Annotated in this window: 9 protein-coding genes; 2 read left to right on the top strand and 7 right to left on the bottom strand. The window is 46.0% G+C overall.

Annotated elements, in window-relative coordinates; all coding sequences use genetic code 11:
• Positions 1 to 82: 82 nt before the first annotated feature.
• From FCL46_RS21055 to FCL46_RS21065, 3 genes are read right to left on the bottom strand one after another with little or no spacing between them, the layout of a single operon-like run.
• Complete coding sequence (locus tag FCL46_RS21055) at positions 83 to 1234, bottom strand: phosphopentomutase (protein WP_136809051.1); 1152 nt, start codon at positions 1232 to 1234, stop codon at positions 83 to 85.
• A 9-nt stretch (positions 1235 to 1243) separates the two neighbouring features.
• On the bottom strand, positions 1244 to 1909 hold the full coding sequence (deoC, locus tag FCL46_RS21060; protein ID WP_136809080.1) for a deoxyribose-phosphate aldolase: 666 nt from the start codon (positions 1907 to 1909) through the stop codon (positions 1244 to 1246).
• Between the two features lie 15 nt (positions 1910 to 1924).
• The gene (locus FCL46_RS21065; protein WP_136809050.1) at positions 1925 to 3229 is read right to left on the bottom strand and encodes a thymidine phosphorylase; all 1305 of its coding nucleotides are present in this window, start codon (positions 3227 to 3229) and stop codon (positions 1925 to 1927) included.
• An 824-nt stretch (positions 3230 to 4053) separates the two neighbouring features.
• Here FCL46_RS21065 and hpsG point away from each other — a divergent pair.
• Positions 4054 to 6534 carry a (2S)-3-sulfopropanediol dehydratase gene (gene hpsG / locus FCL46_RS21070; protein WP_136809049.1) on the top strand — a complete coding sequence of 827 codons (2481 nt, stop codon included), beginning with the start codon at positions 4054 to 4056 and terminating at the stop codon, positions 6532 to 6534.
• A gap of 127 nt (positions 6535 to 6661) precedes the next feature.
• Here hpsG and FCL46_RS21075 read toward each other — a convergent pair whose 3' ends face one another.
• Complete coding sequence (locus FCL46_RS21075; protein WP_136809048.1) at positions 6662 to 7438, bottom strand: transporter substrate-binding domain-containing protein; 777 nt, start codon at positions 7436 to 7438, stop codon at positions 6662 to 6664.
• 614 nt (positions 7439 to 8052) lie between these two features.
• On the opposite strand from FCL46_RS21075, the gene FCL46_RS21080 reads away from it, so the two are divergent.
• Positions 8053 to 14475, top strand: a complete 6423-nt coding sequence (locus tag FCL46_RS21080; protein WP_167505979.1) for an RHS repeat-associated core domain-containing protein — start codon at positions 8053 to 8055, stop codon at positions 14473 to 14475.
• 218 nt (positions 14476 to 14693) lie between these two features.
• Here FCL46_RS21080 and FCL46_RS21085 read toward each other — a convergent pair whose 3' ends face one another.
• The 3 genes from FCL46_RS21085 to FCL46_RS21095 all read right to left on the bottom strand — a co-directional run bounded on the left by FCL46_RS21085 (position 14694) and on the right by FCL46_RS21095 (position 17816).
• Positions 14694 to 15347, bottom strand: a complete 654-nt coding sequence (locus tag FCL46_RS21085) for a YkgJ family cysteine cluster protein (protein ID WP_167505978.1) — start codon at positions 15345 to 15347, stop codon at positions 14694 to 14696.
• Positions 15348 to 15826: 479 nt separating this feature from the next.
• Positions 15827 to 16033: a hypothetical protein gene (locus FCL46_RS21090; protein WP_136809045.1), complete on the bottom strand. Its 207-nt coding sequence runs from the start codon at positions 16031 to 16033 to the stop codon at positions 15827 to 15829.
• 367 nt (positions 16034 to 16400) lie between these two features.
• Positions 16401 to 17816, bottom strand: coding sequence for an arylsulfatase (locus FCL46_RS21095; protein ID WP_136809044.1), 1416 nt, complete (start codon positions 17814 to 17816; stop codon positions 16401 to 16403).
• Positions 17817 to 18213: the final 397 nt, after the last annotated feature.

Genomic DNA, 18213 nt, shown 5'->3' on the forward strand with positions numbered 1-18213 from the left:
TATCAGTCTAAAAACTCTCTAACGTCTTTCACTAACGTGTGTATTTACATTCTTAACCGTGCAGATAGACCAAACACATGACTTAAATCTTAAAGTATGCCGCCAGACTCCTGGCAACATCAGCAAAACTCCTTCGTATACCTAGATCGACTGCGGCCTGCTGCTTTGAAAAACTGAGCAGTGGCACATATTCGCGGGTATGATCCGTGCCTTTAAATGCCGGATCACATCCGTGGTCGGCAGTAATCACCAGTAAATCTTCATCATTCAACATGCCTATTACTTCAGCAAGTCGTGCATCAACCCGAGCAACAGCATCGTGATATCCAACGATGTCTCGTCGATGACCATAAAGCATATCGGTATCCACAAGATTTATAAATATAAATTGTTGTTTTTTCGAACAATCAGCCAAACATTCAACAAGCCTGTTAAGGCAGGCTTCATTGCCACTATCATGATAACTTCGGTCTATCCCCTGCTCACAAAAAATATCCCCTATCTTTCCAATGGCTACAGTCTCAACACCATTTTTCTGCAAGGTATCAAGGATCGTTGTCGAGGGGGGTAACATGGAATAGTCTCTTCGCAAACCTGTACGGGTAAAATTACCGACTGTACCGACAAATGGCCTGGCTATAACTCTGCCGATTCGATACGCATCGCATAGTTTTCTGGCTATCTCACAAACTCGATATAACTCTTGAATTGGAACAATCTCTTCATGGGCAGCAATCTGAAATACGGAATCCGCCGAGGTGTAGATTATTATGCCCTCACCATTCAGATGCGCTTCTCCCAACTCTTCCAGGATGGCAAGCCCCGAACTCCCTTTATTGCCAAGTACCGTATAACCGGTCTGCTCCTGAAAGTGCCCAATCAGTTCGTCAGGAAATGAGGGGTAGCCCAATGGAAAGGTCTGAAAAGGCTGTTTCAATTCTATTCCTGCCAGCTCCCAGTGACCGGTGGTCGTGTCCTTACCGCTGGACGCTTCAGCCATTACACCGTAACTTGCCATCGGTTGCTGAACGGCTTCACAACCTGGAAGTGTATACCCTAAAAGCTCAGTGCAGTTCCCCAATCCCAGTTTTTGTAGATTAGGCCATTGAACATTTTTCGATTTCACTCCTTCACAGATATGCAGGGCGGTATTGGCTCCAGCATCGCCGTACTCATCCGCATCGGGCAGTGCACCTACACCAAAGCTATCGATAACTACAAGTATAGCTCTCATCTTATGAACCTATTTCGCAGCTTGTAATTCCTGCATTATCGCTAATCCAGCACTCGCACCAATACGGTCCGCCCCTGCATCAATCATCTTTTTTGTATCTTCGAGGTTTTTTATTCCGCCTGAAGCTTTTACCTGAAGATCGTCGCCAACTGTCTTTTTCATCAATGCAACATCCTCAGCAGTAGCACCGCCTCCGGCAAAACCTGTTGAGGTTTTGACAAAATGAGCCCCGGCTTTTTTGGCGAGTTTACATGCCTCAATAATCTCATTTGTATCAAGCAGACAGGTCTCAATAATGACTTTGACCGTATTTCCCTGTGCAGCTTCCACCACAGTGCGAATATCGTTCTCTACCAGAGTATAATTTTTATCTTTCAACGCCCCGACATTGATCACCATATCAACTTCATCCGCACCATCTGCGATTGCCCGTTCAGTTTCGGCAGCTTTAATAAAACTGGTATGCGCCCCAAAAGGAAAGCCGACAACAGAACACACCTTTACCTCGCTACCAGCCAGCAACTCTTTTACTGCACTGACATGGACAGGGTTTACACATACGCTGAAAAAACCATATTTAACAGCTTCTTCGCAGATATTTTTCACTTCAGCTGCAGTTGCGGCAGGCTTAAGAATAGTATGATCAAAGTATTGAGCTAATGTAGCTGGATTCATCATTTCCCCTCAGGTTCAGGATATTTTAGCGTATATAAGCGGGTTCTTCTTTGGAGGCTGATCCCCGAGAACCAGTGCATGTGTAAATCGAGACTTTGCCTGCTCAAGCTTTTTGGTATCGTTCACATAAAAGATCGCAAGTTCATCACCGATTTCGACACGATCTCCGAGCCGTTTTTTCATCCAGATACCAACAGCTGGATCTATTGTATCAGCTTTGGTCGCCCGCCCTGCACCAAGCAATAATGCGGCCATCCCGATTTCATTAGTCATGACATCTGATATATAGCCCTCATTCTGCGAGGTGATTGACAGTATCGTATCGGCTTTAGGTAGAAGCGTTGTGTCATTACACACTTCAGGATTCCCACCCTGTGCCTCAATCATTTTTGCAAGCTGGACCAGTGCTTTTCCGGATTCAAGCGCCTCTTTGACCATAGCTATCGCCGCAGGCTCGTCTTCTACCAATTCTGAAATTAATATCATCTGAGAGGCAAGAGCGATGGAGACATCTTTTAAGTCACCATCATGCTGTCCCTGCAATATTTCTATTGCTTCCTGCACCTCAAGCGCATTACCCACAGCATTACCTAAAGGCTGATTCATGTCTGTGACCAAGGCAACAGTTTTCTTATCTGCCATTTTACCAATGCTCACCATGGCTGCCGCGAGTTCCTCCCCATTTTTCCGTTCTTTCATGAAGGCACCGTTACCGACCTTCACGTCCAGAACAATGGTATCACTGCCGCTGGCCAGTTTTTTACTCATGATGCTTGATGAAATGAGAGAAAGATTATCGACGGTTCCCGTTGCTCCTCGAAGGGCATAAAGCAATTTGTCGGCTGGCACAAGTTCGTTGGTCTGACCCGCTACTGACATCCCGCATTCGCTAACGATCTGCTTAAAGCGGCTCATTTCAATATCTGTCCGGCATCCGGGGATCGATTCGAGCTTATCAATTGTGCCACCAGTATGGCCCAATCCACGACCCGACAGTTTCGCCACCTTTATACCACAAGCGGCTACGATAGGAGCAGCGATAAGCGTTGTAGTATCAGCCACACCTCCGGTGGAATGCTTATCAACTATAGGACCTGGAACATCGGAAAGATCTATAATATCGCCTGAGTCCCGCATGGCAAAAGTCAGTTCAGCAGTCTCACGCTCATCCATTTTTTCAAACCAGATGGCCATCAGCAGCGCTGCCAACTGATAGTCAGGTATATTGCCGCCGACATACCCTGATATAAAAAATTCTATCTCCTCTTTTGATAGGCTCCCGCCGTTTCTCTTTTTGAGGATAATATCTAGAACGTGCATGTGTAAACCTGTATGTATTTGAATACTATCGAATATGTGAATAAACCAACAACAACACTTTCAGGAAGATGCTTAGCAGGCTGTCCGAGACAAGCACTTCTTATCATGATGTTATTCCGACCAAACGTATCGTATCAGCTACTGAATATCTATAGTATTTCGATACTATCATCTAGAGCGGTTAAATTATACTCGTTTGTATCAACTCCTAGTCATGTACGTTCTTTTCGTGTCCTCCACCTAACTTTATCGAGTTAACGGAAATAGAAAAGTCATCAGATCAGTGGATTAACCTGCCATGCCTTTTAATCCCACCCCTCTTCGAAGTTGCACAGATGCATATTGGAGTGCAAACATGCACACAGTACATTATAACATTAAATTCATTAGATATTTACCATTCCCTCCTCATTCCTTTGTTGCAAATTTGCAGCCGCAAAGGAGATATGGCTCTCTAAATTTTAGCTGACAACATCTTGATTTGGGAGAACTACAGACCAATCAACGTTCACATAAAATGGTCTGCATCTGTTAATTTCTTTGTAGCCCGACACATGCACAGTCAACCACAACAAATTGTTATTACACACATATTTAATGAAAACAACATTTCAGTCTCTGTATTTTTCAAGAGTACGACTCAACGTATTTTTCCATCTTCGTTCCAAAAAATTATACAAACTTCTCTCGTGCTTAACTGTTGGCACACCACTTGCAATAATGAGAACCATTCATGGATAAGAATTTATCCCTAACGGTTGTGGAAGCATTACAGGTTCTGGATTACAGCCAAGAGAAGTTCAATCATATATCAGGAGAATATTATGGAATGTTGTGTATCCCCTCACGAGCAGCGCCTCTTAGACAAGATTGAAGGTAAGGAAGATATCTATCGTGCCAGCCATCCTCGTGTATTTAAAATCCTCGATACATTTGACGGCCTAAAGCCTGTTATTGATGTAGAACGTGCCCAGTACTTCACCCAGTCCATGAAAAAGACAGAAGGAGAAATGCTCTGTCTGCGTTGGGCCAAAGCGCTCAAACATATCGCTGAGAACATCACTGTATATATAGATGACGATAACCTTATCTGCGGTCGTGGCGGTGTTAAGGGTCGTTATGGCCTGCTCTACCCTGAGCTTGACGGCGACTTTCTTGACATCGCAATTAAAGATCTGCCAAATCGTACTGAATCTCCTTTTTCTATCTCCAAAGAAGATGCCCGCATAGTTGTTGAGGAGATCGCACCGTATTGGAAAGGTAAGACGTACCACGAAGCATTGAATGCAGCCTTCCCTGAAGATGTACATAAGCTTTCCTACGATGACCCTGAAGGACTTAACTCCCGTTTCATCGTCAATGAAACTTCTTCATTCCGCTCATCCATCCAGTGGGTCCATGACTACGAGAAAATCTTAAAACGTGGTTTTGGAGGTATTAAACAGGAAGCAATTGAGAAGATTGAGGCTCTTGATCCCCTTTCTCCAAAAGATAACGTTGAGAAGAAGCCATTCCTCGAAGCGATCATTATCGTCTGTGATGCAGTAATTATATGGGCTCGACGCCACGCAGTGCTTGCCCGTGAGACTGCAGAAAAAGAAACAGATATGAACCGAAAGATGGAACTCTTCAAGATGGCAGACATCTGCGAGCGTGTTCCTGAGCACCCGGCACGCACTTTCCACGAGGCAGTTCAGTCACAGTGGTTTACCCAGATGTTCTCCCGTATCGAGCAGAAAACCGGTACTATTGTATCTAATGGTCGTATGGATCAGTACCTCTATCCATACTACAAGGCGGATACTGATGCTGGCACCATTGATGACGCCCAGGCTCTTGAGTTACTTGAATGCCTCTGGGTTGGAATGGCGCAGTTTATTGACCTCTATGTAAGCCCTACCGGTGGCGCATTTAACGAAGGCTATGCTCACTGGGAAGCTGTCACCATCGGTGGCCAGACCCCTGAAGGTCGTGATGCTACGAACGAACTCACGTATCTGTTCCTGAAGTCCAAGAGAGAGTTCCCGCTCCATTACCCTGATCTTGCAGCCCGCATTCACTCCCGCTCTCCTGAGCGATATCTTGCTGATGTTGCTGAGACAATCAAGGACGGTTCAGGATTCCCTAAGCTGATCAACGATGAGGAAGTTGTACCTCTCTATGTCTCAAAAGGCGCAACCTTTGAAGAAGCGTATGATTATGCGGTATCCGGTTGTACTGAAGCGCGTATGCCTAATCGCGACACCTATACCTCCGGTGGTGCATACATTAACTTCGTTGCAGCACTCGAAATGACGCTTCGTAATGGCAAGATGCAGAAGCATGGCGACGAACAGCTCGGTCTTGAGTCCGGTGATCCAACCACTTTTGAGACCTGGGATCAGTTCTGGAATGCTTATGTTTCACAGCATCAGCTCTTTTTAAAGACAGCTTTCCAGCAGCAGTACATCATCAACAATCTGCGTGCAAAGCACTTTGCTCAACCAATGGGTTCAGCTATGCACGACCTGTGCATGAAGCATTGCCTCGACCTGCACACCCCGCAGATCCCTGAAGGAATCAACCTTGGGTATTTCGAGCACATGGGCCTTGGTACTCTCGTTGACTCTCTCAGTGCAATCAAAAAATTTGTCTTTGAAGAGAAGAAGATCACCATGGCTGAGATCATCGAAGCCTGCGACTCCAACTTCGAAGGTAAAGAAGATGTACGCAGCCTGCTTATGACTGCACCCTGCTATGGCAACGATGATGCATATGCTGACGATATCGCGGTTAAGGTTGATGAACTGAATGTACTCTTCGGCAAGAAATACAGTCAGGAGCTTGGTATGCATAACGATATTCGTTACGTACCATTCACTTCGCATGTACCTTTTGGTAAAGTTGTTGGTGCCACTCCAAACGGACGTTATGCCTGGTCTCCACTCTCTGATGGTTCATCTGCGTCACATGGTGCCGATAAGAGTGGTCCGACATCTGTATTGCTCTCAAACTACAATTCTAAAAATCATGGTCACAGGGACCGTGCAGCGCGAATGCTGAACATCAAGTTCACTCCGAAATGCCTCGAGGGTGAAGACGGTACAGATAAGATGGTATCGTTTATCCGTACATTCTGCGACCTCAAACTCTGGCATGTACAGTTTAACGTAATCAATAAAGCAACGCTCATCGCTGCCCAGAAAGACCCGGATAAGTACAAGAGCCTGATTGTACGAATTGCCGGTTACTCCGCATACTTTGTAGATCTTTCTCCCGATCTGCAGAATGACCTGATCGCCCGAACCGAACACGAAACTGTCTAATATGTAAGCTGTTCATCAGCATGAAAACGAGGTGATTACGCAGCAAAAAGGAGGTTGCCCCGGCATAGGGGCAACCTCCTTTTTTTATTACAAAACAGCGACTACCTTCTATAAGCAAAACAAGAGCTTACTCAGCCATATGGAGATATTCTTTTTTCAGAGAAGCCATTTCCCCTTTTAAGATCATCTGGTCCATCATAAAATTGACGGTATCCTGCAACCGATAAGCATCTGGAGCCATCAAGTAACCAAGCTCGGACCGGGTAAACGGGGTATCGGCAAGCGGAGCAGCCAGCCTTGTATCGGTAGCTGCATAGTAAAGAGCTTCGACGCTATCGGTGATCATCACATCAACTTCTCCTGATGCCACAGCTACAGGAATAGCAAGATTTGACTCAAAGAGAACCACTTCAGCATTCATGATATTTGCCCGGACAAATTTCTCGTTTGTGCCACCCGGGTTTACGCCGATCCGAACACCCTTTGTATCAATATCGGCAAGCGAAGTGAATGTATCTTTCTTTGCAGCGGCTACAAGTGGTGTTTTTCCAAACATGACATACCCCTGAGAAAAACAGGCATCTTTCTGGCGGCTGATGGTACGGGTGATACCGCTCATACCAATGTCATACTTCCCTGCTTTGAGATCTTCCATCAGCGTCGGCCAGGTAGTCGGAACCAGTTCGAGCGTAACACCTAATTGTTTAGCAAAACTCTCTGCAACCGCAATATCAAACCCCTCATGGGTTCCGGCATTGTTAAATGAAAACGGCTTATAATCACCGGTTGTTCCAACCTTTAATGTTCCACTAGCCAGAACTTCATCGAGATTTCTTGCAGTTACCACACCAGCGAGAGCAAGAACCACCATACAGGTCACGAGTAAACCCAATACATTCTTCATCACATATCCTCCTAAAATTAAAGTAACGAACCAATCCCACCTATTAAAATTAGGAAATAATACGTTTTGACCTACGTATATGCAACAACAAACGCACAAAACCTAACACTACTCAAAAGAACCGCCAGCCAATGCTGCAAAAGCGTAACCTAGAGAGATGCATGGAATCATGATCAATGCTGTTGTTCCAGCAGTTGTAAGACGCCTATCTACCATTCATTTATTGATCCGGCAGCACGAAATTCTAAGTGTTTGCCGTTGAATGATCTGCTTGATTTTTTTCTTTGATAACGTTGTCTGAATTCTAAACGGCAGAAAGAAGACTCCCTACCCGCCTTCGAATATCCCCCTAATTTTCCTGGAGCACGTTGTGGAAATATTTCACCATAAAAACCATATAATTATAGACTCTTATTGCATTATAGAAAGATTTGGAGCCCCTGACCAAGATTGACAATCCCGGTCATAGCATTACATTCAATTAGCCCTATCTAACTTTATTCTATATTTCAAACTTTTAGCGTAAGTATTCCAGTCCCAAAACACTATAAGCGTCCAGCAGTATCGTATTTATTTGTTGTGAAATCATATACATGCCTTTTGGATGGAGGGGAATGATGCGTATTATTTTACTAATAATTGCATGTGCTGTTTCCGCATTGACTGCAAATGCAACTGTCAATCCACTGAGTAACGAGCAAGTACCTCTACCTAAAGCGTTTGGTAGCTCGGGAAGTGTCAGCATTTCCTCAACATCTGGTGCGGTGTCAGACAGCATCGCATTGGAAGTAGCGCCAGGGCGCCGTGGAATAAAGCCACGTTTGTCGATATCTTATAATTCGATGGCAGGAAATGGCGATCTGGGATTGGGTTGGAGCATCGGACTCGGCAGTATTCAGCGTTGGAGCGGTGATGGCATTCCGAGCGTCAAGGCAATTGTCGAACAATCGGCAAATGATCGTTACTCGTATTCTCTAGGCGGTGCAGGCGGCGAGTTGCATGACGAGAATGGTGACGGCGTTTACCGTGCGCGTATTGAGAGTGTCTATAGACCATTCGAAAAGAATGGCAATGGCTGGGTAATGTATGATGGCCGAGGCGTCTCATATCATTTTGGCAGTACGTCAAACAGTCGAATTGATGGCGAGTTATGGTTGTTGAATCAAGTTATCGATCCATCTGGAAATACCATGACCTACTCCTATAAAACGGGGTGCGAGCTTGTTCAATCCGGACAGTATTGCGACAGTGAAAGTCAGAAAAAATACATCAGCACGATTCATTACACCGGATACGGCGCGAATCTTGGCGAAAACCTGGTTGAGTTTACCTATGAACAGCGGCCTGATCAGAAGGTTTCCTACACGCGCGGTGTACGTGAGGCTGCGAACCTGAGATTAAACCGGGTCTCTAATTATGCACAAACAGATTTGGTACGCCGCTACCAACTCGCCTATGACCAATTCGAATCGGGTCCTTCACGCTTGACATCGGTCACCCTTATCGGTGCGGATGATACGTCAGAAGTGGTCTTGCGAAGCGTTGATTATAGCGAACGTCCACTGGGATGGCAGGCATCGGTAAATACAACCCTACCTGTTGATTTGGCAGAAGAAGATGGTAAAGGCACTGGCGTTCAGTTGATGGATGTCAACGGCGATGGATATGCAGACCTGGTAAATAATGCCACTGAGGTGTATCTGGGATCAGGTTTTGGCGGGTTTTCCTATGATTCATCATGGACCGGCTCGCTTGCTGATGCAAATGTAGAAATTGTCAATGATTCGGGTATTGATACCGGTGTTCGTCTGCTTGATGTCAATGGAGATGCCCGCCCGGATATCTTTATTGCTACACCTGACCGTACTGAAATTCGGCTGAATACCGGAGCCGGCTGGGAGTATGATGACACCTGGACGACGCAATTGGCCAGCCTGTCGGTATTGGAGATTGCATTAACAGATGGCTCTGCAACTACTAATTGCCGGGCACCCGCCTGTAGTTCATTTAGCGGAAATCCACCTGCAGGTTGCTCTGGCGAGTATTGTACCGGAGATCCCGAGATAGATGCTGAAGACTGCGTCGCCCTGGAAGAGGAGGAAACAGAGCTGCCTTTTTGTGTTGCACCAATTTTCACTGATCCGGGTACTGAATCGTTTTCGTTGATTGGAGCTGATGGAGAATCAAAAGGCGTCGAGCTTGCAGACGTTAATGCAGATGGAAAAATCGATATTGTCTGGTCGTTGATGTTTGATCAAACAACATTCCTGCTTGAGCTGCCCCGGATTGTTCGTGCAGTTTTTCTGAATGGCGGCAGTGATAATCCCGGCTGGTACAAGAGTGACAGCCTTTCGAACGCGTTGGGTGATGTGCTCTCTAATCAGGACGGTGCAGCCGGCGCTTTCATTGTTGAAAATAAATATCAGGGTTACTCCCTGATGGACGTGAATGGCGATGGTCTTGCAGATATTGTGCGCTCAATCGATGGCAAACAAGCTGTCTATTTAAGTAACGGTAGCGGCTGGGTGTTTGCCGATGATTTTACCCAGTCTATGATCAGCCAGGGTATTTTTACTCTTGATGCTGATTTGAAAAGCCAGGGCTTAATGCCAATGGATTTTAACGGCGACGGCCTGCTGGATTACGTGCGTGCTGATGACGGATATTACGAGGCGTATGTCAATACCGGTTACGGCTGGTTGTCTTATCCTGCCATGGTATCGGTGTTCGAAAGTGCCGATGTCGATTTTGTTGATGGGGAAGGTAAAGGAACTGGCGTCACTATGGCGGATATCAACGGCGATGGTGCAATCGATCTCGTTTCCTCCAAGGCCGGTCAACAGGGACGTTTCTTGTTTGGTTACGGCGTTCAATCTAACAAATTTCTGCAATCGGTGAATACGCTTGGTGAAATTACAGAGGTTGGATGGTCAGTTTCGACGGAGTTTGATAACACTGCGCCAAATGGTATTCAGACATTGCCTATTACGCTGTCACTCGCGAATAAACTCACTCGATATGACGGACTTGGCGGGGAATTAGTAACAGACTATGTTTACTCCGGTGGTTTATACACAGATGAAGGATTACGGGGCTTTGGCACTGTATACCAGATTCCGTCAGCCGGTTTGGAAACCGTCACGAAGTATTACCAGGACGAATACCGATCAGGTCAGCCTTTCGAGATCCGTGCCTATGACTCATTGCACAACCTACGTGCATTGACCACCTCGGTGACGGATGTTATCGATGCTCTAACGATTGACGGCTCAGGCACTGAAACCGGTGTCACTCAGGTGTTGTTGATGCGGACGGATACGCAACGTATCGACGCCGATGGCACGGTAAATCAATCTTTTGTATTACGTGAATATAATGATCGATTGCAAGCTGTACGCGTTTACAATGACGACGAAGTTGGAGTAGCAGGCGAAGAAAAAAGTAATCGGTTTAGCTGGGCGCGTAATGATAATGCCGGCATATGGGATTTGCTGGTGCGTGCCGCTGAATATGATTCCGAAGAGACACTGCTTTCTGAGACTATTACGCTCTATGACAACCTGGAACAGGGTAATGCCTCCCGCGGACTGCCCACAGCTACCAGGGAAATGGTTGAACCGGGCAGTTATGTAACCCGGTCTTTGAACTATGACAATTATGGGAATGTTACAAGCGTTGTTAATCGTACCGGAAACACCACGGCATTTTTTTATGATACTGTGACTTCGACCTTTCGCGTAGAGGCAACCGATCCATTGGGGAGAATCACGCGCAGTCAGTACGACCACCGTTTTGGCACATTAACACGTGATGCAGATGCCAGCGGCAATGCTACCACCACAGCATATGATGCATTTGGCCGCAAGACGAAAGTTGTATCACCCGGTGATGAGGCTTCACCGTTTGGTACTGTCAGCTACGAATATTCCGGGCTTGGTGATCCGCAACAGCAATACTATATAGTGAAACGAACAGAAAACGCCGGCAGCAGTGACGTTTTTGAAGAGGTGACATATTTTGATGCGTTCGGAAGAATCTATGAAACGCGTAAAGAAGCTGCAGCCGGGGATCCGATTGTAACACTGATCGGTTTTGGTGAAGATGGCCAACCAGCAGTAGTGACCTTACCATTTTTTGAAGGGGATTCGTACGTTACGATAATGACGGAACGTGATGATCTCGGTCGCATCACGGCAACGACCGATCCGCTCGGCCAAACAGTCCGGATGTCTTATTCGGGGTTAAAACTCAACATTGAAGATGCTCGTGGTAACACCACGACCGTAATCTCTAATGCAAACGGTGATCCTCAATCATTTAGCATGGAGGTGAGTGGTGAACTGCAAAACACGCAATATACGTATGATCCGCTGGGGCGCTTAACCAATCTGGTTGATGCTTTAGGAAGTGAGACGCGCATCACGTATGACTCACTTAGTCGACGTACTAAGCTGGAAGACCCAAATGCCGGCACATTCCAGTATGCATATGACGGAGAGGGGAGGTTAATTAAACAGACCGGCCCTGATGGCAAAGATACACAATTACACTATTCTCCTGCCGGCGAACTGATAAAAAAACAACTGCCCGATGGAACAGCATATACCTTTCGTTACGGGACAGGTGCTGAGCCAAACGACGCGGGGAAACTTGTAGAAGTCCAGGATGGTGCGGGTAAGCTTAAGCTGGGCTACGATAAGCGCGGTCGTGTAATAGAGCGCAAACGGACAGTTGATGGTCGTACGTATGTTACCGGCTACGTATATGATTCGATGAACAGAACACGACAGGTTATTTACCCTGATGGGTTTAGCGCTAATTATGACTACGACGCAGGCAACAATCTGGCAGCAATTACAGACAAAAAAGGTCGTCCTATTGCGGAAGGTTTTCAATATACAGCTTCCGAACGTATAGCCGAGTTTACTTTTGGTAACGGGGTCACTACGTCATATAGCTATGACGACCTGGCGCGTATGGCCTCAACGGATACCGTAACCGCAAATGGAGTGAACCTGCAGAAACTTGCGTACGTTTTCGATTCTGCAAACAATGTTCTTGAGCTCGACGACTTGGCAACCGGCATGACGCAGAGCTTCGAATATGACGAGGCGAATCACCTGACCAGAGCAATGGGCCCCTACGGCGAAGAGACCTATGAGTATGATGCAGTGGGAAACCTCTTAAAGAAGGGTAATCTGTACTTTGGTCTCGATCCGGCTCATCCTCAGCGCGTTGCTTGCGGGGTTGAAGTTAATGGCAAATCGGGTGGCAAAAAGTCCCGATCTGCTACACAAAGTAATTGTGTTCAAAATATTGCCGGGGTTGACCCCAACCTGGCAAAACGAGCGTTTGAGATTGCCTATGATGCTCGGGGTAACGTCATCTCAAAAGGCGCACAACAATACGAATACAATAGTGAAAACCAGCTTGTTCGCGCCTATGGAGAAAATGGCAAGCTTACTGAAATCAATGTGTATGACGCGGCAGGCGGTTTAATCGTCAAACAACACAGAAACGACAAAACCGTGTATATCGACGGCATTTACGAAGAGGGTAAGACACATGTCTCCAGACATATTCGCGCAGGCTCAATGCTTGTTGCCACCCTCGTTATACCACGCGCCAACGTTGAGCTTATTACAGATGCGCACCCATCTAACAATCATGTGGTATTATCTGCCGGCTTGTTTGGCGGGGCACCAATGTTACTCCTGTGGTTGAATAGCGTGTTTGGCTGGCGCATACGTAGCCGTTTTGCAAGTCTTGTCGCAATGTTTCGTAAGCATCCGGTTACCATGACGATGATTGTATTCTTCGTGATATCGGGTTTGCCACAACCTCTCCAGGCCGGCCCTCTTAAAAATAGCGATAGCGAAAAGCGGTATTATTATCACGCCAATCATCTTGGCAGCATTAATGTGATCACCGATGATGATGGTGAGGTTACGTCACGACGAGACTATCGGCCGTATGGCGAACCTTTCGAGTGGTCCGGCGCTAATGCGGGTCCTCGTGAACTGCTCCAGACATACCAGGGACAGCAGTTTGACGATCAAACCGGGCTGTATAACTTCAAGGCACGTTATTATGACTCTGAAATCGGGCGTTTTCTCAGTGCTGATACCGTAGTCGCGGATTCGAGCGACCCGAGAACCTTAAACCGTTATGCATTTGCAGGTGGAAACCCGATCCAGTTTGTAGACCCGAGCGGAAACTCGTTCTGGTCTTCTGTCGGAGATTTTTTCGGCAGCGTCGGTGATGCAATAAACTCAGCAGTTGATTGGGTTGGAGAGCATGCCATTGAAATTCTAACGGTCGTTGTCATCGTCATTGTTGTCGTTGTTGTTGTGGTAGCCATAGTTGCAACAGGCGGTTTAGCTGCAGGCGGTTTGCTGGCCTATGCCGCCGCCGGGGCCGCAATAGGATTTGCAACCTTTGGCGGGATCGCCCTATCCCAGGGGAATGATATAACGACCGGCGCATTTTGGCAGGCCGCCGGAACAGGTGCTGTCCTTGGTGGACTTGTAGGTGCTGCCTTACCGGTTGCATTTGGCGCCATATCACTAGGACCGGTCGCAGCCGGGGCGCTGGTGGGTGCTGCAGCCGGCGGGTTAGAGCAGGCGGTAGCCTGTGCCACAGGGTGCGGCGGTGTCGAGAATCTGTTTTTACCGGTAGCACAAGGAGTTGTAGTAGGAGGAATACTTGGCGCGATCGGCGGGAAGGTTGCAGGCAAGTTCCTGGGATCTCTCGGCTCGGGCGGTAATGCAAAAGTCAGCTTAGGAAGACAAGCGCTTAGATTTTTGGTCGAACCCGGAAAAATAGGGTTTGTTGGAAAGGCGGCATATGCAGGTTCTTCTCATGCGGCATCAAGTGCGGGTGCATCTGGCTTCACGGGAAGACGAACACTGTATGGTGATCTCGGAAGGCTCGTATTTTTCCAATCAGCCAGCGGGGCAGATGAAAGCTCGGCTTTTTACGGGGCACTTGATGATGCTGGCACGGGTCTATGCACTGCGCCAACACAGTGTCCGTAATAATGACACAAACCTCCGGGGGCAACGCTTCTGCGCCCCCGGATTTATGACCTGTTTAGGATAGGTTTTAAAAGCGACCAACACGTGTGCATCCATACTCTCTGAGGTGCCTGCAAACACACCACTTTTCCACTTCCAATCCTCTTTTCGTTGTCTCTTAAAACACTTTTAAGAGACAACGAAAAAGGTTTATCCTCTCCCAAAAAAAATCACACACCTCATTCAAGGACATTGGCAAGTGAAGGAATAAACTTTACCTGCTGGTACGGCAAACCATTCTGTTTGCAAAGATTGACCAAAGCTGATGTCGCTGCCATAAAAATTCGATGCTGAACAGGGTCCTGAGTTACAGTATTTCCATCTCTGACAGACGCTAAGCATAGCTGTTGGTCAGGAGAGGTAAAAGATCTACACGCCAATGGTCGGTATTCATAAATACTGCAGAGGTCGTGTTGATTCAAAAAGGGGCATTTCAGTCGATGTTGTGAACTCTCTTGTTTCAACACATACTTCTGCAATAGTTGTTGTAGTTGAGTCAACTCTTGATGTGACAATGTGTTTTTGAGATAGATAGCAATATCGGCAATAACTTGGGGAGGACAGGTAACCGGTAAAAAACAACAATGACTGCACCCCTTTTCACAATCTGTTTTTCGATGGAGAGGGAAATTATTGGAAAAGAAGATAAGCGCGTCATCTGTCCATTTTCTGCAGACAGACATGATTTGAACTGGGCTATCCAGGTCTTTAATATCCAGACTGATTTGCGATTGCAGATCGACAAACAGCTGTTCATATCGCTTTGTAGCATTGCGAATCTGCTCTGCTGTTTCAATAACTGCTTGCTCGCTGAACACCTCTGATGATGACATGGGGAACACCTCTATAATTGGTTCATAACCAATATTATGATGACTGTTATTCTGCATAGACTGGAAGCGGGCACAAGGACTAGGAGGCTGTCCGAGAATAGAAATTTTCACTCAGATCAAGGCAAACTCGAAAAATTACCGGAGGCATATAGTCGATATCTCGGAGTCTCGTCCCTCGCTTACCGGAGGATAATTTTTCGAGTTTAACGAAGATATGGGTGGAAAGGGCATTGTCGGACAGCCTCCTAGGGCCAAAGGTAAAAGGACTGAGTCCTTCAGAAGCTTATTGCATTTTCAATGCAATTTGCTCAGCCCTGCCCCCTTCAACCTCAATCTTTTTGCCATCATCGTTATGCAGATCACTGTCCTGAAGCGACTTGTATTGCGCTGATAAAGACACTCAAGCCATGGTTAGAACTGGCGTCACCGCAAACAGATTTACCATGAGAATCAAAGAACCCTGGAAGCATAGATTTTCCCTAGAGGTCAATTGTGCTGGTTCCACTCCCTGATTTCTGTAAAACAGTAACCTCATCTCTAAGAGCAACAATCCTGCCTTCTTTTTCCGCGATCGCCTCAACCTCAGGCTGTTTGTCATTCATAGTAAGTATTGAACCATTGTGAAAAATAACACCCACAGGTTCTGCACCAAATATCGGTTGGGCAAAATTCAGAAAAACAATCAAGTTGTTTAACCCAATATAGTCTTCATGAAGTTAATTCTTGGTTGATATGGGTAATAAAAGTGCTACAACACGAAAAGTATCAGAAGTAATTTTTTCTGCTTCTCTGCCCAAAACCTAACACACCATAACATCTAGAATGGAAATTTCGTAGTACACGGGATGAGTATTTGTGAATTTTTATGATTTCTGGAGGATTGTAAAAACTCAGGGATTATCTTTGACTACAAATTGCTCCTTTTCGGCGAAGATTTTCAGGCAGGATTTTTTTTAACTTAACAGGAAGAATCTTCAGCTAATGGTCCTGTACGATATTATAACTTCGACAGGGCCATCTTAGTAGCCTTTGGCTTCTGATTGTACTTATTGCCTACTTCTGTGGCTCGTAAGGATCAGGGGTTCCTAATTGAATCGGTGGTTCCTGTTCGAGCGTTTTTTGGAATGAGACAATCTTTTCAAACAACACAGGTAGCACCCATGTTGCTTCAGAAGCCATATTATATTCCTCTTTAGGGTCCGTTATTAGATTATAGACCCTTGGCACGTTAAGAGGTTTAGGTTCGCTGTTCATGTTTTCCAGCTCAACGAGATGCATCTTCCAATTGCGCCATTTGTACCCGTAGACATCATCATTGTTGTAAATGATAAAACCCTTACGGTTTGACTTCTCCTGCTTACCCATGAAAAAATCAAGTTGATCGACACCATCTATGATGCGGTCATCTGGTACTTCGTAACCGGCGATTTTCCCCAATGTAGGTAGTAAGTCGACAACATGGATGATTTCGTTACTGATACTTCCAGCCGGTATTTTCCCCGGCCAGCGTATCAAGCAGGGCGCGCGCATAGAACCCTCCCAAGCAGTAAAGTAATTACCTCTCCAGGGACCGGCTGTACCGTGATATGGGTAGAAGTATTCTGGCCCGTTGTCACTCAGCCAAATGACTACCGTATTATCTCGAACATTCAACTCGTCAATGGCATCGAGGACCTGACCAGCTCTGTAGTCAATCTCTGCCAGAACGTCTGCATAATGACCATTGCCAGTTTTTCCATCAAAATCCGGATGTGGCAACGTGGGAAGATGCGGCTGTGTATAGGGTATAAAGGCAAGGAAAGGTTTCTCTGCTTCGACATTTTTCCGAATAAATTCGATAGCCCGGTCATTGAGTTCTGAGTCTATTGTGCGACGACTTTCGATATTGTACGGCTTCACATCTTTGGGAATTTCCCCCTTTTGAGCTTCGACTATCATAGGATTTGTCCCAGCCTCAGGATCAAACTGAAACTGTGAGGAGTAATCGGACTCATCTGTTGTATTGGCCACTCCGTACCACTCATCAAATCCTTGATCTGAAGGAAAGCGGCCGGGTACATCGCCAATATGCCACTTGCCGAACATCCCAGTGGCATAACCGGCTTCAGACATAAGCTCTGCCATAGTTATCTCCCAACTCGTCAAACCATAAAGCATACCCCAAACGACTTTGGTGGTACCTGACCGAATCGGTCTACGGCCAGTCATAAATGCAGATCGAGTGGGTGTACATTGAGGCTCTACATTGAAATTCTGTAGCATCATACCTTCGCTCGCCATTTTATCTAAGCGAGGCGTAGCAGCTCCACGAAGTTCACCACCTCCATAAATACCGAGTTCTCCCCATCCAAGATTGTCGACCATCATTACTACAATATTGGGCTTTTCAGAGGCGTTTATATTAGTTGCTGCTAAAACGATCAAAGCTAATGCGGAAAACGCTAATAGAATCTTCGCCCCATTTTTCATTTAACAAAACCTCTATGGCAAGTTGACTGTAAAGATTTAATACCGCAATTGATTATAGACATGGAATCTTTCTATCAATTATGCATATTGGAAGTGGGAATGCGAGATGTTTCTAAGTTTCAAACATCAGATTGCTGATGGTAATATTAATCGAAATGATAGGTCTGTGGTTGAAGATGTTTCCTGTACACCTCTAATTTTAACTAAATGGATCGCATGTTGACTGTCAACCGGTAGATGTACAGGAAACATCTCTATTTACTGGATTTATGCAGTAATTAATCTTGCCACTGGATTCATTAGCAAGCATCTGATACATTGAAGTGATTGATATCCCTGATAACACAGACATTTTTTTTCATTTAATTATCTCTAACTTGTAAATATGGAGGTCAAA

The organism is Desulfosediminicola flagellatus (genome assembly GCF_005116655.2).
GTDB lineage: Bacteria > Desulfobacterota > Desulfobulbia > Desulfobulbales > Desulfocapsaceae > Desulfopila > Desulfopila flagellata.

Coding starts and splice junctions, on each gene's coding strand:
- FCL46_RS21055 (WP_136809051.1), bottom strand. CDS start 1,234: ATGAGAGCTATACTTGTAGTTATCGATAGCTTTGGTGTAGGTGCACTG.
- deoC (WP_136809080.1), bottom strand. CDS start 1,909: ATGAATCCAGCTACATTAGCTCAATACTTTGATCATACTATTCTTAAG.
- FCL46_RS21065 (WP_136809050.1), bottom strand. CDS start 3,229: ATGCACGTTCTAGATATTATCCTCAAAAAGAGAAACGGCGGGAGCCTA.
- hpsG (WP_136809049.1), top strand. CDS start 4,054: ATGGAATGTTGTGTATCCCCTCACGAGCAGCGCCTCTTAGACAAGATT.
- FCL46_RS21075 (WP_136809048.1), bottom strand. CDS start 7,438: ATGAAGAATGTATTGGGTTTACTCGTGACCTGTATGGTGGTTCTTGCT.
- FCL46_RS21080 (WP_167505979.1), top strand. CDS start 8,053: ATGATGCGTATTATTTTACTAATAATTGCATGTGCTGTTTCCGCATTG.
- FCL46_RS21085 (WP_167505978.1), bottom strand. CDS start 15,347: ATGTCATCATCAGAGGTGTTCAGCGAGCAAGCAGTTATTGAAACAGCA.
- FCL46_RS21095 (WP_136809044.1), bottom strand. CDS start 17,816: ATGAAAAATGGGGCGAAGATTCTATTAGCGTTTTCCGCATTAGCTTTG.